General features: G+C 61.5%; 20 protein-coding genes and 2 pseudogenes. 14 read left to right on the forward strand and 8 right to left on the reverse strand.

Annotated elements, in window-relative coordinates; all coding sequences use genetic code 11:
* The 5 genes from BM075_RS25100 to BM075_RS10165 form a co-directional block, all read right to left on the reverse strand.
* The coding region (locus BM075_RS25100) for a transposase (RefSeq protein ID WP_342741244.1) at positions 1 to 248 on the reverse strand (248 nt) is incomplete at its 3' end.
* Between the two features lie 165 nt (positions 249 to 413).
* Positions 414 to 1,685: a restriction endonuclease subunit S gene (locus BM075_RS10150; protein WP_093360578.1), complete on the reverse strand. Its 1,272-nt coding sequence runs from the start codon at positions 1,683 to 1,685 to the stop codon at positions 414 to 416.
* A complete protein-coding gene (locus BM075_RS10155) occupies positions 1,685 to 4,711 on the reverse strand; it encodes a type I restriction endonuclease subunit R (RefSeq protein WP_093360804.1) in 3,027 nt (1,008 codons plus the stop codon). The genes BM075_RS10150 and BM075_RS10155 overlap by 1 nt, the downstream gene beginning before the upstream one ends.
* Positions 4,712 to 4,847: 136 nt before the next feature.
* Entirely contained in the window at positions 4,848 to 5,045 is a 198-nt protein-coding gene (locus BM075_RS10160; RefSeq protein WP_093360579.1) for a type II toxin-antitoxin system Phd/YefM family antitoxin, read from the reverse strand.
* A gap of 91 nt (positions 5,046 to 5,136) precedes the next feature.
* Positions 5,137 to 5,547, reverse strand: coding sequence for a hypothetical protein (locus BM075_RS10165; protein WP_143089856.1), 411 nt, complete (start codon positions 5,545 to 5,547; stop codon positions 5,137 to 5,139).
* Positions 5,548 to 6,068: 521 nt separating this feature from the next.
* On the opposite strand from BM075_RS10165, the gene BM075_RS10170 reads away from it, so the two are divergent.
* The 7 genes and pseudogenes from BM075_RS10170 (at position 6,069) to BM075_RS10200 (ending at position 8,770) form a co-directional block, all read left to right on the forward strand.
* Positions 6,069 to 6,311, forward strand: coding sequence for a MerR family transcriptional regulator (locus BM075_RS10170; RefSeq protein WP_093360581.1), 243 nt, complete (start codon positions 6,069 to 6,071; stop codon positions 6,309 to 6,311).
* A gap of 68 nt (positions 6,312 to 6,379) precedes the next feature.
* The gene (locus tag BM075_RS24995) at positions 6,380 to 6,505 is read left to right on the forward strand and encodes a hypothetical protein (protein WP_281244932.1); all 126 of its coding nucleotides are present in this window, start codon (positions 6,380 to 6,382) and stop codon (positions 6,503 to 6,505) included.
* An 82-nt stretch (positions 6,506 to 6,587) separates the two neighbouring features.
* The gene (locus BM075_RS10180; protein ID WP_093360583.1) at positions 6,588 to 6,863 is read left to right on the forward strand and encodes a hypothetical protein; all 276 of its coding nucleotides are present in this window, start codon (positions 6,588 to 6,590) and stop codon (positions 6,861 to 6,863) included.
* Between the two features lie 6 nt (positions 6,864 to 6,869).
* A complete protein-coding gene (locus BM075_RS10185; RefSeq protein ID WP_093360584.1) occupies positions 6,870 to 7,271 on the forward strand; it encodes a VRR-NUC domain-containing protein in 402 nt (133 codons plus the stop codon).
* A pseudogene (locus tag BM075_RS25170) lies at positions 7,268 to 7,459 on the forward strand (helix-turn-helix domain-containing protein); the annotation flags it as partial. The gene BM075_RS10185 and the pseudogene BM075_RS25170, both read left to right, overlap by 4 nt.
* 340 nt (positions 7,460 to 7,799) lie before the next feature.
* On the forward strand, positions 7,800 to 8,315 hold the full coding sequence (locus BM075_RS10195; RefSeq protein WP_245758810.1) for a hypothetical protein: 516 nt from the start codon (positions 7,800 to 7,802) through the stop codon (positions 8,313 to 8,315).
* A gap of 11 nt (positions 8,316 to 8,326) precedes the next feature.
* Positions 8,327 to 8,770: a DUF6362 family protein gene (locus tag BM075_RS10200; protein ID WP_093360587.1), complete on the forward strand. Its 444-nt coding sequence runs from the start codon at positions 8,327 to 8,329 to the stop codon at positions 8,768 to 8,770.
* A gap of 457 nt (positions 8,771 to 9,227) precedes the next feature.
* Here BM075_RS10200 and BM075_RS10210 read toward each other — a convergent pair whose 3' ends face one another.
* From BM075_RS10210 to BM075_RS10220, 3 genes and pseudogenes are all read right to left on the reverse strand, one after another.
* A complete protein-coding gene (locus tag BM075_RS10210) occupies positions 9,228 to 10,202 on the reverse strand; it encodes a zinc metalloprotease (protein ID WP_093360589.1) in 975 nt (324 codons plus the stop codon).
* A gap of 16 nt (positions 10,203 to 10,218) precedes the next feature.
* Positions 10,219 to 11,250, reverse strand: coding sequence for a trypsin-like serine protease (locus BM075_RS10215; RefSeq protein ID WP_093360590.1), 1,032 nt, complete (start codon positions 11,248 to 11,250; stop codon positions 10,219 to 10,221).
* A 308-nt stretch (positions 11,251 to 11,558) separates the two neighbouring features.
* Positions 11,559 to 11,786: pseudogene (locus BM075_RS10220) on the reverse strand (transposase); the annotation flags it as partial.
* 563 nt (positions 11,787 to 12,349) lie between these two features.
* Between BM075_RS10220 and BM075_RS10225 the strand changes: the two are divergent.
* Genes BM075_RS10225 through BM075_RS10255 form a run of 7 tightly spaced genes read left to right on the forward strand, consistent with a single transcriptional unit; the run spans position 12,350 to position 19,342 of the window.
* Entirely contained in the window at positions 12,350 to 13,717 is a 1,368-nt protein-coding gene (locus tag BM075_RS10225) for a site-specific DNA-methyltransferase (protein WP_218152848.1), read from the forward strand.
* Positions 13,714 to 14,286 carry a hypothetical protein gene (locus BM075_RS10230; RefSeq protein WP_093360591.1) on the forward strand — a complete coding sequence of 191 codons (573 nt, stop codon included), beginning with the start codon at positions 13,714 to 13,716 and terminating at the stop codon, positions 14,284 to 14,286. Before BM075_RS10225 ends, BM075_RS10230 begins: the two co-directional genes overlap by 4 nt.
* Positions 14,283 to 15,014, forward strand: a complete 732-nt coding sequence (locus tag BM075_RS10235; RefSeq protein ID WP_093360592.1) for a phospholipase D-like domain-containing protein — start codon at positions 14,283 to 14,285, stop codon at positions 15,012 to 15,014. Before BM075_RS10230 ends, BM075_RS10235 begins: the two co-directional genes overlap by 4 nt.
* A 1-nt stretch (position 15,015) precedes the next feature.
* Positions 15,016 to 15,615: an elements of external origin gene (locus tag BM075_RS10240; RefSeq protein ID WP_093360593.1), complete on the forward strand. Its 600-nt coding sequence runs from the start codon at positions 15,016 to 15,018 to the stop codon at positions 15,613 to 15,615.
* A complete protein-coding gene (locus BM075_RS10245) occupies positions 15,602 to 17,587 on the forward strand; it encodes a phage terminase large subunit family protein (RefSeq protein WP_281244934.1) in 1,986 nt (661 codons plus the stop codon). The genes BM075_RS10240 and BM075_RS10245 overlap by 14 nt, the downstream gene beginning before the upstream one ends.
* Before the next feature lies 1 nt (position 17,588).
* Positions 17,589 to 17,798 (forward strand): phage head-tail joining protein, encoded by a 210-nt coding sequence (locus BM075_RS10250; protein WP_093360594.1) that lies wholly within the window; start codon positions 17,589 to 17,591, stop codon positions 17,796 to 17,798.
* Positions 17,795 to 19,342, forward strand: a complete 1,548-nt coding sequence (locus BM075_RS10255; protein WP_093360595.1) for a phage portal protein — start codon at positions 17,795 to 17,797, stop codon at positions 19,340 to 19,342. Before BM075_RS10250 ends, BM075_RS10255 begins: the two co-directional genes overlap by 4 nt.
* The last annotated feature ends 1 nt before the right edge of the window (position 19,343 follow it).

Consider the following 19,343-nt stretch of genomic DNA (forward strand, 5'->3'; position numbering starts at 1 on the left):
GCGAAGGCCGTCGGCTCATCCGACATCTCGGCGGCGGGCAGGACCAGCTTGCCCTCTTTGGCCAGGCATCGCCACGCCGACAACTGGTTCGGCTTCATCCCGTAACGCGCCGCCACGGCGTTGACCGTCGCGCCCGGCTCAAGTGTCTCCGCGACAGCCTGTGCCTTCACCTTCTCCGGCCACCGGCGGTGCCCGCTCTCGAAGATCTCAACTCCCAGCGATCTGAGAAACGCAGTCTGAGCATCCATTGCGAAACGCACTCCCATCTTGAGATGGGTATCACCTCGCAGTCCGCGCCGACGCAGACAACGTGCCGCTCAGACACCGCTTACAGTGGATGTTCGCCACGTCGCTGCGCAACCTGGCCGCGAGCGTCTTCAAACTCTTGTAATGATAGACCTTCGGTGCATTGCTCACGACTTCTCACCTTGGATAGATGGAAAGAGGTTCTGCGAAAGGCCGAGCTTATGAGCTTCTAATTCATTAACTTTTCGTAGTTGCGTTGCCTGTATTTCATCGAGCACCGAGAGGCACGAAGCAATTCGCTTCTGTTCGTCCGGTTTAGGAAAGACCAACTCAAGGTCTTCTAACTCGTCAGTGTTCAACCTGCCGGTTCCGTGGCCAGCGATATCAACCATGATTAGCAAACGCTGCTTATTCGCTTGCAACAGGTAGGCCAAGAAAAGTCTGTGTACTTCAGCGTTTGGAAGGAGAGCTTTGACATCTTGATTGAAACTCATTTCGCGGCGCAATATGCATATAGGTACATCGCTGCGCAGGGTCATCCCACGCGTCAGCATCAGTACCGTGCCGGCGGGGACTAACTTAGCGCCGCCTTCTACAGCCTCTTGAGTGATGTGATCTTCGGTATCCGCCAAATACATGCGCTTCATGTCCTTGGCGGAAACCCATGGAATCGATCCGTTCCAGAGTGAGGGATTCGATTTTGAGGGTGTCCCTCCAGAACGAAACCGGACCAACTTTCCCAGTCTACTCGGCCTCCAATCTCCAGCATCCCGAAATTCCGGGTGCCGAAGTGTAGGTAGAGACTCACCAGGAGCGGGGAAAAGAACAGTCATTAGTGCTTGTTTGTAGCGCTGCAGTGTTTCGAGTTTTGAGCGCTCTGCCGAAAGCAGTTCATCAAGAGAATCAAGACAATCGACGATCCTCTGTTGCTCACTTGCCTTGGGCGTAGGGACTGGCATCTTCATAAAGTCATCGTTGGAGATGGCCATGCGGTCATGCCGTGCACCGCTATTAGAAACGCGCCGTAGATACTCGTGCCAGTTGGACGCCTGGAAGTAGTGAGCGAAATAGTCGTTATTTTCACTCCTAAAGCGAAACACCGTATAAAGGGGCGATATGACGCCCCTTCCAATATGATTTTTGGAAATGGGCCCTACTGGCGCTGTGGCAGAAACACGCGGATTATAGACGTAGTCACCTTTCTCTACGACGAAGTAATTATCCGTTTTGACTGCGATCACTTTGTCGAAGAAATCCTTTTGGTCGACAACGCCATGCTCGGCGGAATTGGTTAGAGCCCGCAACTCGGCTCCGTCAGAGTTCCTCGTTGTAACGCGCTTCGCAAGCTTGCCAAGGGCCGGGCATTCCCAAGGTGGTTCACTAGCGAACTCCGGGAAGCGGAGCTTCGGCAAGGCGCGCACGGGCTTATTTGCTGTCATCACGCGCCACCGTGCTCATAAGCGTCGAGCCCTGAGATGTCCCGACCGTGAGCCCGCTTATTCAGAACGGGCACAAGGTCGGCCATCAACGCCAATTCACGCTCGCGGCGTTCACGCCAGCCCAGATCGAGCGGCGCCATCAGATCGGTAAGTTGTTCGCCGTCAAAGATCATGCGTTGCAGGATCGTGTGGACGAAGTCAGCGAGGGCCTCGGTTGTCAGGCCGTGGGTTTGAGCCAGGTCTTTAATCTCGTCGCTTTGCTTTGCCGCTTTGAAACGCTCGTAGCCGTCGCGGATTGCGGCTTCGTCAAGGCCTTCGCCTTCAGTCAGCGACCGGACGTATTCGGTGATTTCCTCTCTCTCATTGAGGAATTTGGCGTCCGAATGGATTAGACCAATGAGCTGCTCGCGGCTGATCTTGAGTTTCTTCGGATCCTGCGCCGAGTACTTGGCGATTAGCTTCATGATGTAATCGTAGTCGATCATGGCTGAGGCAAAGAGGACGAACTCAAAGTCGAGCTGGTCAACATGGGGGTTGGCAGCCTCGCCATCGCCAACGGGCCTGCCCTGCAGCTCTTTCAGGCGCTGGGCGGTTTCCAGATAAACGCCGCGGAAAGCACGGAGATCATCTTTGGGTAGGGCCTGCTCAATCTGCTCCCGCTGCTCGTCGGTGAGATCGGTGTACTGATCAAGCTGCGTTTGCAGGCGTTGGACTTCTTTGAAGCGGTTAATGAATTGGGCCCGAGCTTCGTCACCCATGAGGTTGTTGACCTGGTCGGGCCTGGCCTCCAAGCCGTGCGACTGCATGAACCTGTCGAGGTCGCCAATAGCCTGTTTGAACTGGTCGATGACAACGGGAGCCTTGTCGACAAGCCAAATCTCGCGAGCCCGGTCTGGCTGTGCCCCGGAAAAGAGGGTGATCGCGGCGTCAACGTTGTCTTGCTGCTGGCGGAAATCCAGGATGTGCCCGTAGGGCTTTGTTGCGTTGAGAACGCGATTTGTACGGGAGAAGGCCTGGATCAAGCCGTGGTGCTTGAGATTCTTGTCGACATAGAGCGTGTTGAGGAACTTTGCATCGAAGCCGGTGAGCAGCATGTCTACGACAATGGTGATGTCGATCTTTTCATCGCCTTTGTGGGGCAGGTCGCGATTGGGGAACTGCTGATCTTTGATGCGCTGCTGGACGTCTTGGTAGTAGAGATCGAACTGGTTGATGTCGTGGTTCGTATCGTACCGCTTGTTATAGTCGGCGATTATGGCTTTCAGCGCACGCTTTTTGCCCGCGGGGTCGTGCCGATTGTCTTCCCTTTCTTGAGGAAGATCTTCCTGGATCTGCTGAACGTCCTTGTTGCCCTCCGCTGGCGGCGAGAAGACGGCGGCAATCTTTAACGGGACGAATTGGGAGTCGTCGGCCAGTCGCTCGGCCTGAAGCTTTGCAAATACATTGTAGTACTCGATGGCATCATTGATCGAGGCAGTCGCTAGAAGAGCGTTGAAGCGCCGGTCTCCCGACGCGGAGTCATGCTTGTCGAGAATTGCCTGGACCACCGCCTTTTTGGCGAGAGTCTGGCCTGGCTTGAGGGCTGCAGCGTCATTGGGCTTGTAGTAATCGACGTGGAAGCGCAGAACATTTCGATCCTCGATCGCGTGAGTGATCGTGTAGGCGTGGAGCTCTTTCTGGAAAAGGTCGTTTGTCGTACGAAGGGTGGCAATGTCTCCCTCGATTTGCTTAACAGTCGCGTTGTCCTCGAAGATCGGGGTGCCAGTAAATCCGAAGAGCTGGGAGTCCGGAAAGAACTCTTTGATAGCCTTGTGGTTCTCACCGAATTGCGACCGGTGGCATTCGTCGAAAATGAATACCATTCGTTTGCCGCTAAGCTGCTTGAGCCGTTGCTTGAACGTTGTTCGACCCTGGGCAATTTTCTGTTTGTTGTGCTTGCTGTTCTCGTCGAGCGCGAGTCCAAGCTTTTGAATCGTTGTGACGATGACCTTGTCCGCGTAGTCGTCGGACAGAAGTCGGCGGACGAGCGCTGCGGTGTTTGTGTTTTCCTCGACGCAGTTCTCTTGGAACCGATTAAACTCCTCACGGGTCTGGCGGTCGAGGTCTTTTCGATCAACGACGAAGAGGCATTTATGGATGCTATCGTTGGTCTTCAGGAGCGTCGACGCTTTGAAGGATGTCAGCGTCTTTCCGGAACCGGTCGTGTGCCAGATATACCCATTGCCGCAGTTCTGATCGATGCAATCGACGATCGCTTTTACGGCATAGATTTGGTAGGGTCGCATCATCATAAGCTTCTGCTCGCTCGCGATCAAAACCATGTACTTGCTGATCATGTGACCGAGCGTGCACTTGGCGAGGAACCGATCAGCGAAATCGTCTAGATGCGTTACTTTTGCGTTGTCGTCATCAGCAAATTGGTAGATCGGAAGGAACCGCTCGTCGGCATCGAAGGCGAAATGGCGCACATTGTTGTTGGCGAAGTACCAGGTGTCCGAGCGGTTGCTTACGATGAAAAGCTGGACGAAGCAGAGGAGCGTTTTGGTGTATCCGTTACCTGGGTCGTTCTTGTACTCGACGATTTGCTCCATTGCCCGCCGAGGGCTGATCCCAAGCGTCTTTAGCTCGATCTGCACAACAGGTACGCCATTAATCAGGAGCATCACATCGTAGCGATGATGGCTATAATCAGTATTTATCCGGAGCTGATTGACCACCTCAAAGGTGTTTTTGCACCAGTCCTTGATGTTGACGAGGGTGTAATTGAGTGGGGTGCCGTCGTCTCGGATAAAAGCTTCCCGGTTTCTTAGGGACCGGGCGGCTTCGTAGACATCCGGGGTAACGATCTCGTCGAGAAGCCGTTGGAACTCGCCGTCGGTGAGTTTGACCCGATTGAGTGCTTCGAATTTCTCCCTGAAGTTTGCTTCAAGCGCAGCTCGATCACGGATGTCAGTGCAATACTCGTATTTGAGGTCTTGCAGCTTCGCGAGAAGGGCCTCTTCAAGATCGCGTTCAGGTTTGTTCATCCCCATCGCGTGGCCTCACATGTTTCGGGTTGTGCTACGCCGGTACAGCCACCCGTCACGAGATGTAATCGCGAGCCGAGGCTGTCTTCCATGTCGGTGATGCGGGAGACAACGTCCTTTGCAGATGCTTGGTCCATCATTCCTTCTGCCCGCTCCCGCTTGGGCGGCTATCGACCATGCCCATCTCGAAGTTCTTCAACCGCTCATACTCTTCCACCGCCATCACCACCACAACCGGCCTCCCGTGTTTGGCGACCATGACTGGCTCAGCGCGGGCCAAGTCGATTAGCCGGCCGAAGCCATACTTTGCGTCTTTTGCGCTCAGGACTTTCATGGCGTGACCTTCCCTATTCGAACGGCAATGTTGGCCAAATTGGCCCAACATGCAATAACTGCCGTTGCGCGAGATCTGCGAAGGAACATCGTCACGCTCGCTCGTGCATGGCCTGCCACAGCGGTGTGATCCGCCTGCGAATGGAACGCTCATCGGGGGCTTCTGCATTCGGCGATCGGTCGATGAACCACTGCTGCATCTCGGCGACCAGATCGCCCTGCGTCTTCGGCACAGCTCGCCGATGGATCTGCAGAGCTAGATGGGACAGCATGCCCTCCCAATCATACCCCTTTGTACCGGTGCTACTTGAACCGTTCGAGCGACGGAGCACGTCGTATTCTTCCTCGAAACGAGCAACCTCGGACGAGGTTACGAACAAGTACTGCGCATCTATCAAGATTCCCTCGGGCGGCGCCAAGACGTGTTTCCAGTCGGTCGTGCCGGACGCGGCGATTTTGCGAACACGACAGGGTGTCGAATACTCCCGGTTCGTCAGAAACATCGGTGTAAGAGAAACCGCGCAGACATCGACTAGCCCGCACAGTATCTCCCCGTCGCAAGCGGTAGAGCCAACTATTGAGCTGATCTGGATTTGATCTGTGACCGCCCACTGGACGATGTCAGAGCGGAGGCAATCCCAGCGGTTCGCTAGGTCGTGGAGAGGCCAATAGGGCCGAGGTGGTAATGCCATTGAGAGTCCATGCCCAACCTGCGCGCCCCAACGCAAGTCTTCATTATTATTAACAACTTACCCTGTGTTGCCACCGTCTACTGGCGGGCTAACTGACCGAAAACCCCTGAGCAAGATCTATCGACATCATCGACACACTTCGCCGCATGAGCCCGGGGTGGCACGTCTCGACGGCGCCTTTGCCGGTTGCCGATTCCACCGCTTTTCTCCTCCCCAACGCAATCCATCCCTTTGGATTTTCGAGGTGGCACAGGTTTTCGATCGGCTTGCCTCCCTGCCACCCGTACCGACCTGCCTTTCTTAGCCCCAGAACTGATTTGGAGGTTAAGGCAATGCAGGAAAATGAAACTGGGGCCGATCCCGGTCCCAGAGACGGAGGGCTCCTAGGCGGCTGGATCACGAGAGCGGAGCTGGCGGAGGAACTCGCCGTCTCGATCGACACGCTGTGCCGCTGGGACACGCGCCGGATCGGCCCACCCAGCGTGCGGGCCGGGCGCAAGGTTCTCTACCGCGTCGAGTCCGTGAGGGCGTGGTTGCGCGAGCAGGAGAACAAGAAGGCGAAGGGCCGCAGATGATCCAGCCCAAGGACGAGTTCACCGGAAGTTGCGGCCGCCAAACGCGCCCATCCAACAAGGAAAACCGAATGAGAGCGGTCTTCGGAACCGCAGCGGTGGCACTCATGGTCGTGATGCTGGCGCATATGGCGCTGCGGACGAGCATCGCGCTGCCCGACATCATCGAGAGATCGGAGGCGCGCGCAGCATGGTGACGTCCAACCCATCGCGACTTTTCACCGGCCGAAACGCCCCACCAAATGCCGCGCCAGACGTGGCCCAGCAGGAGTTTTCCGAATGAACGGAGTTGTCGTGCAGGCATGGATCAGGCCGGAGTATCGGACACGCCCGGATCGTGAATATGAACTGGTGGAGACCGATCTGCCGGATTTCGCCGATTTTCTCGAGGCAATGTCCGACGACGACGTGATCCCCTGCAGCATCCTGATCGCGGGGCGCGGCGTAGAGCCCGGCGAACGGATCATCCACAACAGGATCTCCACCGTGTTGCGCGGCTCAGCGGTCATGCGGGCGCAGATCCCCACCTGGCGCTTTGTCGAAGCGACGGGGTAACTGGGGATGGACGCTCCCTCCGCAATCAGCGGACGTCGCGGAAATCCGGAGGCGGATATCCAGCGCCTCATTGTCCGAACGCTGCGCGCGGTCCTGCCGCGCGGCGCCATCGTCCACCACAGTGCCAACGAGATCCGGGGCGGGCCGAACGCCCAGCGCGCGCAGGCCATCAATGTCGGCATGGGCGTCCATCCGGGCTTTTCCGATTTGCTCGTGATCTCGGAGGGACAGGTGCTGTTCCTCGAGGTCAAATCGAAAACCGGTCGGCTGTCGGAACGGCAGGCAGCATTCCGAGACTTGGTGCGGGCGCAGGGCCTTGCCTGGGCGATGGTCCGATCCGTTGATGAAGCGCTGGGCGCGCTCGCAGAGCACGGGTTCCGGACCCGCATTGCAGGGGCACGGCGATGAGTGTGCAGGCGATCACCTGGGCCTATGCGATCGAGGATCTGGACGATCCGATCGAGGCTTTCATCCTGGTCACGCTGGCGAACCATGCGGATGAATACGGCGTGCTCTGGGTCAAGCAGACGACGCTGGCGGCGCGCTGCAGGTGCTCCAAGCGCAGCGTCATCCGGCGCCTCCAGTCGCTCGAGCAGCGTGGGCTGATCCGGCAGTTGCGCCGACGCCGCGCGAACGGTTCGCAGCAGTCGAGCGCCTTCCTGCTCGTGGGCTTCGAGGACCGTCGTCGGCCCAGAACCTCGGACGAACACCCGGTTCTGGAGGAACAATATCTCGCGGGGCTGCTGGACGCGGCCACTATCGGGGTGACCGCCTGTCACCCTGTTGCAGGGTGCCTGCCAGACACAACCAGGGTGACTGGTGGTCACCACCCTGGTGACTGTCAGTCACCCCTTGAACCGTCTTCTTATACGACTCTTGGAACCTACCCCCCTTACCCCCCTTTAGGAGCCGGCAAATCAGAGCAGGGAGATTGCAATGAAAATGAAAGAGAACCAGTTCGACGCAAACGATCCGCCCACGGTGGCAAACCCGCTGCCTCGATCTGGGAACGCGCCGGGGATGAGGCTGTTGCGAGAGTGGATGCGAAAGACGCTGAACGAGCGCGTGCGCGATCCGATCCCGGTAGCAGAGCGAGCCGACATGATGGCGATCGAACGCGCCCTGTCCGCCTCGTTGTCAGCCGCGACGACGAGTGAGGTGCGACAAGCGGTGACTGCGCTGCTCAACCACTACCCGTCCCGTCCGCTCTCGGAGGAGGCGGCGGCTGCGGTGCTCGAGGACTGGATCACGGATTTACGGACTTGCCCGGCGGACGTCATCCTGGCGGCATGCCAGCAATGGCGCCGGGAACCCAACACCTTTGCGCCGACACCGGGTCACATCATCGAGCGGGCGGAGCCGATCATGCGCGTGCGCCAGGTCTATCTACGGATGGCGCGCGACGCGCTGGGCGTCGAGGCGGCGCATGTGCCCGAACGCAAAGCCGGCTGAAAGGAACGAACATGGCGAGCAAGAACCTGACACCGACGGAGATCGAGGAGCGCTTCGAAGAGGCCGCGCTGACGCTGAAGCGGATGCCGAACCCGCCGGGCAGCGGACCATCGGGCTACGGATCGAGCTGGCCGGCCTACATCCAAGAGGCCCGGCATGCTTACGGCTACCATGAGGCACGGATGCGCGTTGTGCCCAATGCGGCGGAGATCCAGCGTATGGAAGAGGCGCTCGACTGGTTGCGCCTCATCGACCATCCCGAGCCGGGCCGGGCAGCCGTCGATCGGCGGATTGTCTGGATGCGGGCGGACGGGCACCGCTGGCGTACTGTCTGTCACACGGTCGGTCTCGGTCGGTCTCAGGCCTGGCGGCGCTGGTCGGCCGCGCTCATCCAGCTCTCCCGCGCGCTGGGCAAAGACCAGCGTGGCCGGTCAGGACGTAGGAAAAAACTGTAACGCTCTGGCAGCGACCTGGTCGTTTTACCCTCGCTCAATATCGTAGGAAGCGACCAATCAGTCAAAGCCCCCGACGCGGATTGATCGTCATTTGCGCGTTAACGACCCTCTGTCAGTGGCAGCCCGTTTCCTACTTCCGTGTGGCCAGAGATACCATCGGGCCTTTCCCGACACCGGCGTAGCGCGCCATGATGTCGAATTTCCCATGGCCCGAGAGCGGAATGCGACCCCGGCCTGGGAGGTCTGGCAGCTCCGTGGCGTCTTGTCGAAACCCGATCACGATCGGGCCGAACCCGGGCTCAAAGGCTTCGGCAAGTTCAAGGGCAGGTTCCCTGAATGCCTTGATGGCCTCGAGGACATCCCCTCTCGATGTCGGTCGTCCTTCCTGCGTCACCGCGCTCCCGCGGCACCGTAAAGCAGTTGCGACATTGCCCGAATTGCCGCATGCGATGGTGCATTATTGGTAGAAACTGACGAACGTGCGTTTGTCGTCACGGGAGAGGTCCTTGATCCTGGTCTCAACGCTGCAGCGCTCGACACCGGGGCCGGGACGGAAGAATTCCGCCTTAATTGGATAGGTCATGATAGACGAGAGATCCATGTTCTTTGTCGGTTTCACGCGTCCCGATCTCTTTCCGAGGCCGCTAATGACTCTCCTGGCTACCTCAACCTGCTCTTCCGGCGTCAGGTCAGATCCGAAGGTGTAGTCGCTCTCTTTGATGAATAGCTCCGGGAGAAACAGGTCCGGGCAATGGGCCCATTGTTCATGGACCATCTCGTGGTAGAAGCCGAGCGCATGGCCAAACTCGTGCCGGACTGCGGCCATGTCGACCTTATCTGACCTGCCGCCCACTGAAAGTACCATCGTCGCACGAGGCCTGCCGGTGCTGTAGGCATCCGCGTAGTCCTTCCAGCCAATCGAGGTGTAGTTTGCGTAGGCCTGGTTGAACGCTATCAGGACGTGATACTGTCCTCCGTCCTGGCACTCATGGAAGGCACCGGCTTCGTTTCGAAAGTTCAGATCGAGCCGGTTTCCGATTATCCCACCATCGCTGCGCTTGTATGTGGCGGTTTCCCAGACGGCGGCGTATTTTTCTACATCCTCCGCAGTGGCCTTGAACTTCTTCGGTGCCTGCGAGAAATCGGCCGGCTTGAACAGGGCCCTTTCCTTGTCAAAGACGGTTTCGGAGGGACTCTGGAAGAAACAGACGTTAAGCACAATTGGGGTGCCCTTCGGGAATTCCTCGAACTTGTTCCATGTATGATCGGGATCGATGGCGCCGCGATCGGCGTCGAAAGCAAATGCGATCTCACCGGACACATCCTCGGTCGGGCAAAGGCCGGAGAGAATTGTCTGGAAATCACATGCAAGCGCCTCTTGCGCTAGGAGCCCAAGTCCGGCCGACAAGATGAAAGCTGGCAAACGCCGCATGCTATTCCCCTTCTATCTAACGGATGTTTTGTTTGATCCACGCAAAGACATATTCCTGGACATCTTCCTGGAATTCCTGCCACGGCATGTTAATTTGGACGACCGTGTAGATTCCACCTTCGCTACAAGGATCTTCGCCCGATACGTTTACGGCCCGCCGGGTCACACCGACCAAACGGTAATCATACGACAGGATCGGCCCGCCGCTGTCAGCATAGCATGTGTCGACGCGAGGACTGTCATCGCCGGGATCGGCTGGTACAACAAAATCCACACCGAGTGCACAGTCCATTTCATCAGAGGGAATGCCGGGCAGGCCATTATCCTGGGCTTCCGACGTGCAGGGGAACCCCTGGCCCGCCGGAGCGAACCGTTTCCTTCCTCCTGCGCTGTTGGACTCGCTGGCGCCGAACCCGACGATCACGAGGTTATCAAGTCCGCGGAATGAAGGATCATTGGTTGACTGAATAAAGCGTGGGTGCAACTCCTTGTCATTGGCGAAGAATAGCAATCCCACATCCGGAGAGAGTCTCCGTTCTTCTTCCGGTTTGTCGCAGAAATCATCATAGGCCAGGCGGTCCTCAACGCGAAACCGCCAGAGGTCGTAGCGACTGTCATGTTCGTCGGAATTCGGAACGCTTGTGCCGGCGATAATTTCAGCGACTTCGTGTTTATCGTTACAGAGGCAATGTGCGGCCGTCAGGACAGTATTGGATCCGACCAGTGTTCCGCTGCATTCGACGATTTCGGTGCTGTTGATAAGCGCGACCACCGGACGAAACTGGTTCTCGTCTGGAGTTTCCGACCCGGAATTGTCACTGCTCGATGCATCGCTCGTGTCCGTTTCATCGGTCCGAGTTTCGGTATTGCAGGCGGAAGGATCCTTGAAGATGCAGCCGGTTGTCGGGTTGGTAAGTTCGCCATGACAAATAACGTCTGGTGCACACAGAAGGACGGAATTCTCCCCACTCCAAGCTCCCTGGGATTGCGCCAGGCAGGGAAAGAGGAGGATGAGCGCGACGAAGAAATACATGCCTTGCAAATGCATGAGGTTCAGTTCCCACGGCTGGTCCGGGCGATGATCAATTTCCCCATCCTACCCGAAAACACGAAATTATCGAACGTTCAAACCGACATTCCCCAAGTGGCCTGCCGTTTAACGTAAATGTTGCGTGCCGAGGCCACCCAGATCAAGCTATTTTCGCTCCAAATGGCGCTTGGCCTATCGCCGCCGTGCGGTCTTGGGTGGCCGCATGCCATGCGGCGGGGTCATTCTTGGCCTTTTGAGGCGTTTTTCAGCGCTCTGGGCGGACCTATCGAGCCATGTTCGTTCAGTTTCGGCGGGGTTGTCGACCACGCGCATGTCGATGGCGCTCGCACTCGGCGGATCGCGGCAAGGATGGCGCGCACCATCGGGCCGGTGACGGCGACCTCGGCCAGTTGGAACGTGATGGTACGGGCATGGCGCACCACGCGGGCGCCGATCTTGATGAGCTTCAGTTGAAGGTTGGTCAGCGACCAGTCGGCCATCGCATAGAAGCTGTGGGCGTGAAATAGGTAGCACCGCATTATGTTCGACAACTCCGTCGATGATGTGTGGCTGTATGGTTGGCGATTGTCCTCTAGCCTCGTGTGTCATAGCCGGTCTTGGTCGCGCCAGCCGTCATTCACGTCCGAGCCCCCGGATTAGCCCGTGCTTTCGACGGCTCCAAACGGGTCCGATCCGTCGCCCGGGCGGCGCAACGCGCGTCACAAACGGCGCGACAAACCACCGGTTTTGGGGGGATATTAATGGCATGATCGGGAGGGAGGCCGATGCGACGCCCCCGGCGCCCGATCCCCTCCCCGTGCTCGGGTCCTTCGCGGCCGGGCTCGCTATGCGGTGGGCGTTTGCCCGGAAGTTCTCTAGCGACAGGGATTTTATTTGGGTCCGCACCCAGGGTCCGCACTTTGGGTCCGCGGGTCCGCACCATTCGGCATTGCGCCCTGTTCAGCGGCTGAGATGTCGAGCGAGACCGGGAACTCGGCGCCCGGTCCTGCATCAATACGTGTCGAGAAGGTCTTCGGAGCGCGGCTGTCCTCGTGATTGCCGCGCTCCGGTGCGTCTGGGGGATGGTCATGAACAACTGGCGGGAAGGAACACCGGCTTGCAGATCGAGATGATGGCGACGGAGCGGCTCGTTCCCTATGCACGCAATGCCCGCACGCATCCCGAGTGGCAGATCGCCCAGATCTGTGCCTCCATCGCCGAGTTCGGGTTCACGAACCCAATTCTCGCGGCCGGAAATGGCGAGATCATCGCCGGTCACGGACGTCTTCTGGCCGCGCAGCGGATGGAACTGTCCGAGGTCCCGGTCATCGTGCTGGACCATCTGTCGGACGCGCAGCGCCGGGCGCTGATCATCGCCGACAACAAGATCGCGGAAAACGCGGGCTGGGACGAGGATCTGCTGCGCCGCGAACTGGCCGCGCTGCAGAAGGAGTCCTTCGATCTCGATCTCATGGGCTTCTCGGATGCCGAACTGGAGGAGCTTCTGGCCGGTGCGCCGATCGAGGACGAGGACGGTGCATCGGTTTTGCCTGGCGATCCCGACTTCCTGCCGGAACCGCCCCGGACACCGGTCTCGGTGCGGGGCAACATCTGGCTGCTCGGCGATCATCGTCTGATGTGCGGCGACAGCACGAAACGCGGAGATCTCGAGGCGCTCTGCCCGGACGGGCCGGTCGACGCCTGCTGGACCGATCCGCCCTACAACGTGAACTACGAGGGCACGGCCGGGTCGATCCGGAACGACAACATGGGCGACACGGAGTTCCGGCGGTTCCTGACGGATGCCTTCTGCTGCGCCTTCGCGGTGATGAAGAAGGGCGGGCCGATCTATGTCGCGCATGCGGACACCGAAGGGTTCAACTTCCGAGGCGCGTTCCGGGATGCCGGGTTCAAGCTCTCCGGTTGCCTGGTCTGGGTGAAGCCCTCTCTGGTGCTGGGGCGCTCGGACTACCAGTGGCGGCACGAGCCGATCCTATACGGGTGGAAGCCGGGCGCGGCGCATAAATGGTTCGGGGGCCGCGCGAAGACCACGGTGTTCGAGGATGGCCGCGAGCCGCTGCGCCTCATGGCCGATGGCACCGTGCATGTCGATATCGGCGATCAGGTGGTCACCATCGCGGGCGAGAACCTGACGATGGAGACCCATGACGGTTCGGTCCTGCGCTTCGACAAGCCGGCGCGGAATGGCGAGCATCCGACCATGAAGCCGGTCCGGCTGATTTCCGACATGCTCGGCAACAGCACGTCGCGCGGGCACCGGGTGCTCGATCCCTTCGGCGGATCCGGCTCCACGCTCATCGCCTGTCAGGAATTGGGACGGCGGGCGCGGCTGATGGAACTCGACGAGAAGTTCTGCGACGTAATCGTCAACCGCTGGCAGCAGTTCACCGGCGGCGAGGCCATTCTCGAGGGTGACGGCCGCAACTTCGAGGACATCGCATTCTCGCGCGCGAGGGCGGCATGATGGTGTCTTGCCTGCTCGGATCGATCCTGGTGCCGGATATAGCCCATCCCCGGCCGGCGGATGTGGATCCGCGCTTTCTGATCCTCCGCCTTGCGGAGATGCGCCGCTTCTCGGGCAATCCGGCCGCGCTGACCGTGGCGGAGCACCAGACCTTCTGTGCCCTGCTGGCCGATGACATGGGGATGTCCGAGCCGGCGGTGGAATGGGCCGGCCATCACGATGACCACGAGTTCGCGACGGGCGATCTGGTCTCGCCACTGCAGCGCGCCATCGGCGCCGAGCAATTGCCGGCGGTCCAGCAGCGCTGGGATGTCGCCATCGCCCGGCGGCTCGGACTTCGGGAACCGACCGAGAGCGTGCGCGCCGAGGTGGCAGAAGTCGACCGGATCGCGCTCGGTGTGGAGTGGATGATCTGCCTCGGACGGAAACTCGACGAGCTTGGGATCGCGGTCGACGGCGGGCCACTCGGCCGGGCGTCCCGGATCCTTGTCGAGGCGGTGCTGACCGATGATCGCTGGGAGGAAATCGGGGAGGGTCGCGAATTCCTGAAGATGGGGGTTGCGGGATGAAACAGTCTCGCCCGCGCGCCCTGCGCTATGCCACCGGCCGGATCCGCCGGGTTGTGCATCGCACCGGCACCGCCGCGCAAGTGATCGGGCCACTCTCCCCCGGCGTGCGGGTGACCGGGCTGACGGCTGGCCAGTTCTCGGCCGTCGATGCCATGGAGCATATGGTGGACGAGCTGGGCCCGGCCGCTGTCCGCGTCTCGACCTGGACCACGGGTGTCTATGATGTGGAACGGACGCGGGCCATCCGGGTGCAGGGCCGGATCACCGATATCCGGATGTTGCTGGACCGGGGCACTTTCGAGAAATCGCCCAAATATGCCGGGCCGCTCATCGAGATGCTGGGGGTGGATGCGTTCCGTTGCCTGTCGGTGCATGCGAAGATCATCATCGTGACCGGCGAACGCGGCGCGGCGGTGATGCGGTCCTCGATGAACCTGAACAAGAACCTGCGGACCGAGCAGTTCGATATCGATTGCGAGGCGCCTGATGGCGAGGTGGTCGGGTTGTATTCCGGCTGGTTCGATGCGCTCTGGGACGAATCCGGGCGCAGCCAGGACAACCGGGCGATCATCAGGGCGGTCTATGACCGCTATCTCGAGAACCCGGCCGAGGAAAACGCGAGGCCGCGGCGCAGGAATCCCGCGGCCGGCGGGAAGGACGCTCAGGCGCCGCGGATCGAGGATGCCTCCTTCTCGGTGGATGAACTGATGCGCTTCATCGGGGACTGAGGTGGGACTGTCGCGCCGCGCATATGCCGCGCATCGCAAGGAGCGCGGGCTTCCGGGCGGTTCGGAGAAGGCGGTGCGCAATGCCATTGCCTCTGGCCGGATCGAGGTGGGTCCGGACGGCAGCATCGATCCCGATCGCGCCGATGCGCAATGGGCCATGCAGACGGACCCGGCAAAGCAGCGCGCCGAGGTCGCTCCAACCGGAGAGCCGGAGCCTGCAGCGAAGAAGCCCGTGCCGCAGGCGGCGATCGACGCGGTTCAGGATACGCTGCGGGATGCGGGCGAAGCTGCACCGGAGGGCGATGGCGGTCAGGTGTCCTACATCCGGGCACGGATGGCGAACGAGGTTCTGAAGGCGCAGACAGCAAAGGTCCGGCTGCAGAAGATGAAAGGCGAGCTGGTCGACCGGGTGCGTGCCACGACCATGGTGTTCGATCTGGCGCGGCGCGAGCGGGATGCCTGGATCAACTGGCCGCCGCGTGTCTCCGCCAACATGGCGGCGGAGCTGGATGTTGAGGCGCATCTGATGGAGCAGGTGCTGGATCGTCATATTCGCGAGCATCTGGCCGAGCTTGCGGAGATACGGATTGAGCTCCGGTGAGGCATTCGACGGTGCCGAGGATATCCGCCGTGCCTGGCTGGGAGGTCTCGCGCCCGATCCGCCGCTCACGGTCTCCCAATGGGCCGACCGGCACCGGATCCTGTCTTCGCGCGCGGCCTCCGAGGCCGGGCGCTACCGGACGGCGCGGACGCCTTTCATGCGCGCCATCATGGATGCGCTCTCGCCGCGCGATCCGGCGCAGAAGGTCATCTTCGCCAAGTCGGCCCAGGTGGGCGCGACCGAGGCGGGCAACAACTGGATCGGGTTCTGCATGCATGCCGCACCCGGTCCCTTCCTCGCGGTGCAGCCTACCGTCGATCTGGCAAAGCGGCTCTCGCAGCAGCGGATCGATCCGCTGATCGAGGATTCGCCCACGCTGCGCGAGCTGGTCTCGCCGAACCACGCGCGGGATTCGGGCAACACGGTGCTGGCGAAGCGCTTTCCCGGCGGGCAGCTCATTCTCGCCGGGGCGAACAGCGCCGTCGGTCTGCGCTCGATGCCGGCGCGCTGGGTGTTTCTCGACGAGGTCGATGCCTATCCGGGCGATCTCGATGGCGAGGGCGATCCGGTGGCGCTGGCGGAGGCCCGGACCAACTCCTTCGGGCATCGGAGCAAGGTATTCATGGCGTCGACGCCCACCATCGCGGGAATGTCCCGCATCGAGCGGGAATACGAGGCGAGCGACCGGCGGCGGTATTTCGTGCCATGCCCGCATTGCCTCGAGCCGCAATGGCTGCAGTTCGAGCGGCTCCGCTGGGAGGCCGGCCGGCCGGGAACGGCGGTCTATGTCTGCGAGCATTGCGAGGCTCCCATCCAGGAGCGGCACAAGACCTGGATGATGGACGAGGAGAACGGCGCCGAGTGGCGTCCCACGGCCGAGCGCGAGCAGATCGAGCGGGCGCGCGAGGCACGGGTCGTGGGCTTTCATATCTCGGGGCTTTATTCCCCGCTCGGCTGGCTTTCCTGGGAGGACATCGCCCGGTCCTGGGAGGAGGCGCAGGGCAATGACGCGGCGCTGAAGACGGTCAGGAACACCATCCTGGGCGAGACCTGGCAGGAGCGCGGCGAGGCGCCGGACTGGCAGCGGCTCTACGAACGCCGCGAGGGCTGGCGTCTCGGCATGGTGCCGGAGGGGGCTCTGGTGCTCACGGCCGGCGCGGATGTGCAGCGGAACCGGATCGAGATCGATATCTGGGGCTGGGGCCGCGGGATGCAGTCCTGGCTGGTGGATCACATCGTCCTCGACGGCGATCCGGCCCGGCAGGAGCTGTGGGACGATCTGACGGGGCTTCTGTCGGAGACCTGGCCGCTGGCCTCGGGCGAACGCATGGCGCTGGCGCGGCTGGCGATCGACACCGGCGATGGCGCGACCACCGATGCGGTCTATGCCTGGTGCCGGGCAATGGGGCGCGGTCAGGTGATCGCGATCAAGGGTGTCGGCGGCTTCAACCGGTCGATGCCCGTCGACGGGCCAACCTATGTCGAGACCACGGAAGCGGGGCGCAAGATCCGGCGCGGGGTGCAACTCTGGAAGGTCGCAGGTGCGGTCTTCAAATCGGAGACCTATCGCTGGCTGCGGCTCAATGCGCCCACCGACGAGGAGATCGCGGAGGGCGCGGACTGGCCGGCGGGCTTTGTCCATATCCCGCAGGGCACCACGGCCGAATGGCACAAGCAGCTGACCGCCGAGCAGCTGATGACGCTGAAGACCCGCACCGGCGGGCAGAAGCTCGAATGGCAGCAGATGCGGGAACGCAACGAGGCGCTCGACTGCCGGGTCTATGCCCGTGCGGCGGCCTGGCTCATGGGCGTCGATCGATGGGACGAGGCGCGCTGGCAGGACATGGAGGCGCAGCTGAATACCGGGCTCGACGAGGCGCCGCCCGCGGGGCGCCCGAACAGACTGAGGCAACAGACGAGGAAGCGGTCATCCGACTGGATGGGGCCGCGGCAGAGGGGAAAGTGGTTCTGAGATGGCATGGACAGAAGCGGAGCTCGACGCTCTGAAAAAGGCCTACGCGTCGGGCACCACGCGGGTTAGCTATGACGGCAAGACCGTCGAGTATGACAGCCAGGCCGGGTTGCTGGCGCGGATCCGCACCATCGAGGCGGAGGTGCGGGCTGCCTCGGGCAAGGCGCCGCCTGTCGCGGGCTTCGCGTCCTTCCGGCGGAGCGGCCGATGAAACGCCAGACAGGATCTGCTCCGGAGGTGCGCTGGGGCTGGCTCGATGCCGGGCTTGCCTCTGTCGCACCGAGGATCGCGGCGCGGCGCTATGCGGCGCGGGTGGCCATCGCCAATCTTCGCCGCGGCTACGAGGCGGCGGCGCGCGGGCGCGGCACGGATGGCTGGCGGGCCTCCGGCACGGCGGCGGATGCGGAGATCGCCACGGCCGGGCCGGTGCTGCGGGACCGGATGCGGGAGCTGGTTCGGAACAATCCGCTGGCTGCGCAGGCGGTGCAGGTTCTGGTCAACAATATCGTGGGGCCCGGCATCGAGCCGCGCGCCATGACCGGCGATGAGGAGACCGACAGGCGGATCGATGCCCTCTGGTCCGGATGGGCGAAACGCTGCGATGCGCATGGCCACACGGATTTTCAGGGGGTTCTGGGGCTCGCGGTGCGCGAGATGATCGAGGGCGGCGAGGTCTTCGCGGTGAAACGGGCCCGGCGGCGGCGCGGCGGCGAGGTACCGCTCGAGATCGAGCTGCGCGAGGCCGATCATCTCGACGCGGCGCGGTTCGAGGATCGGCCGGGCGGCGGACGGATCTCCCAGGGGATCGAGTATGACCGCAACGGCCGGCGCGCGGCATTCTGGATGTTCCCCGACCATCCAGGCAATCGCTCGCCGGTCTTTCAGCGCAACATCGAGTCGGTGCGCGTGCCGGCTTCCATGGTGGCCCATCTCTTCGAGCGGCAGCGGGTGCAGTCGCGAGGGGTTCCCTGGGGGGCGCCCGCCATGCTGAGCCTGCGCGACCTGGGCGACTGGCAGAATGCGGAGCTGGTCCGGAAGAAGACCGAGGCCTGCATGGTCGGCATCGTCTTCGGGGCGGAGGACGAAGGGCAGCAGAGCATCGCGCCGAGCGTCGAGGATTCGGACGGCAATCGCATCGAGCAGTTCGAGCCGGGCCTCATCGCCTATGCGCGGGGCGGCAAGGACATCAAGTTCAACCAGCCCGCCTCCAGCGCCGGGATCCGCGAGTGGAACATGGTGCAGATGCACATCATCGCGGCGGGCTTCCGGGTGCCCTATGCGCTGATGACCGGCGATCTGAGCCAGACCAATTTCTCCAGCAGCCGGGTCGGCATCAACGAGTTCCGGCGGATGATCGAGCAGCAGCAATGGCACACGGTCATTCCGATGTTCTGTGAGCGTGTCTGGGAGTGGTTCTGCGAGGCTGCCTGGTCGGCGGGCCTCATTGCCTCCCCGGATATCCCGGTCGAATGGGCGCCGCCGCGTTTCGAGAGCGTGAATCCCTGGCAGGACGCGCAGACAGATCTGCTGGAGACCCGCGCGGGCTTCACCTCGCTGTCGCAGCAGATCGCCAAGCGCGGCTACGATCCGCGTTCGATCCTGCAGGAACAGGCGAGCGTTCTGGCGCTGGCCGATGAGCTGGACCTGGTGCTCGACAGCGATCCGCGCCGGGTGACGCGGGCCGGTCTCGCGCAGGCCAATGCGCCGGGCGACGAGGAGCCGGACCCGCCCGCCGGCGGCAACCAGAAGGACTGAC

This window comes from Tropicimonas isoalkanivorans (assembly GCF_900112335.1).
In the GTDB taxonomy this organism is placed as follows: domain Bacteria; phylum Pseudomonadota; class Alphaproteobacteria; order Rhodobacterales; family Rhodobacteraceae; genus Tropicimonas; species Tropicimonas isoalkanivorans.

What these genes read in the sequence shown, in the direction of transcription:
- BM075_RS10250 (WP_093360594.1), top strand. Translation starts at nt 17,589, where the DNA reads ATGGCATGGACAGAAGCGGAGCTCGACGCTCTGAAAAAGGCCTACGCG.
- BM075_RS10200 (WP_093360587.1), top strand. Translation starts at nt 8,327, where the DNA reads ATGGCGAGCAAGAACCTGACACCGACGGAGATCGAGGAGCGCTTCGAA.
- BM075_RS10165 (WP_143089856.1), bottom strand. Translation starts at nt 5,547, where the DNA reads ATGTTTCTGACGAACCGGGAGTATTCGACACCCTGTCGTGTTCGCAAA.
- BM075_RS10255 (WP_093360595.1), top strand. Translation starts at nt 17,795, where the DNA reads ATGAAACGCCAGACAGGATCTGCTCCGGAGGTGCGCTGGGGCTGGCTC.
- BM075_RS10195 (WP_245758810.1), top strand. Translation starts at nt 7,800, where the DNA reads ATGAAAATGAAAGAGAACCAGTTCGACGCAAACGATCCGCCCACGGTG.
- BM075_RS10185 (WP_093360584.1), top strand. Translation starts at nt 6,870, where the DNA reads ATGGACGCTCCCTCCGCAATCAGCGGACGTCGCGGAAATCCGGAGGCG.
- BM075_RS10215 (WP_093360590.1), bottom strand. Translation starts at nt 11,250, where the DNA reads ATGCATTTGCAAGGCATGTATTTCTTCGTCGCGCTCATCCTCCTCTTT.
- BM075_RS10155 (WP_093360804.1), bottom strand. Translation starts at nt 4,711, where the DNA reads ATGAACAAACCTGAACGCGATCTTGAAGAGGCCCTTCTCGCGAAGCTG.
- BM075_RS10170 (WP_093360581.1), top strand. Translation starts at nt 6,069, where the DNA reads ATGCAGGAAAATGAAACTGGGGCCGATCCCGGTCCCAGAGACGGAGGG.
- BM075_RS24995 (WP_281244932.1), top strand. Translation starts at nt 6,380, where the DNA reads ATGAGAGCGGTCTTCGGAACCGCAGCGGTGGCACTCATGGTCGTGATG.
- BM075_RS10210 (WP_093360589.1), bottom strand. Translation starts at nt 10,202, where the DNA reads ATGCGGCGTTTGCCAGCTTTCATCTTGTCGGCCGGACTTGGGCTCCTA.
- BM075_RS10150 (WP_093360578.1), bottom strand. Translation starts at nt 1,685, where the DNA reads ATGACAGCAAATAAGCCCGTGCGCGCCTTGCCGAAGCTCCGCTTCCCG.
- BM075_RS10235 (WP_093360592.1), top strand. Translation starts at nt 14,283, where the DNA reads ATGAAACAGTCTCGCCCGCGCGCCCTGCGCTATGCCACCGGCCGGATC.
- BM075_RS10160 (WP_093360579.1), bottom strand. Translation starts at nt 5,045, where the DNA reads ATGAAAGTCCTGAGCGCAAAAGACGCAAAGTATGGCTTCGGCCGGCTA.
- BM075_RS10230 (WP_093360591.1), top strand. Translation starts at nt 13,714, where the DNA reads ATGATGGTGTCTTGCCTGCTCGGATCGATCCTGGTGCCGGATATAGCC.
- BM075_RS10180 (WP_093360583.1), top strand. Translation starts at nt 6,588, where the DNA reads ATGAACGGAGTTGTCGTGCAGGCATGGATCAGGCCGGAGTATCGGACA.